Below are 583 nucleotides of genomic sequence, written 5' to 3' on the forward strand. Positions count from 1 at the left end.
AAGCACCGGAAACAGTGTCACCGCCGGAACCCAGGACGGGCAAAACCGCTTCTGATGTCGCTAAGGCCCTGAAAAGCGATGTCTTCCTCAAAGTCATCCTCCCCACAGCGCCATGGGTCTTCGGCGCCGCGACCACACCCTTTGCCGTACTTCCGGAATTGGTCGCACTGGGAGAGTTTCGCGTGGTTGCCAGCGGAACGGCCGCCGCGGTGACACTCGGCACGGGTGTGCTGGTTCAACCGTGGGCGCGTTCCCTCGCGGAGCGCACGCCCGCCCTGCCGTACCGGGCTGGACTTGGTGCACTCATAACGGGGATGCTCCTTGCGGCGGTGACCGCGTATACCCACTCCCCCGTCCTGCTGATTCCAACCGCGATCTCTCTTGGCGGAGCATACGGGCTGCTGCTGGTCAGCGGGTTGAAGTCCGTCGAAGCACTGGCATCATCGAAGGACCTTGCGACCTTGACGGGCATCTTCTATGTCCTCACGTATGTCGGCTTCGCATTTCCGCTGATCATCAGCGCACTGATTCCCGTCATCCCGGCGCATCAGCTGCTTGTCGCCGCCGCGCTCACGGGCGCGGC

The 583-nt window shown here is 63.3% G+C and carries 1 pseudogene; it reads left to right on the top strand.

Annotated features, from left to right (window positions below):
- Nucleotides 1–14: 14 nt before the first annotated feature.
- Nucleotides 15–583, top strand: a pseudogene (locus QZX79_RS03995) (MFS transporter); the annotation flags it as partial.

This window comes from uncultured Arthrobacter sp. (assembly GCF_902805515.1).
Taxonomy (GTDB): Bacteria; Actinomycetota; Actinomycetes; order Actinomycetales; family Micrococcaceae; genus Arthrobacter_D.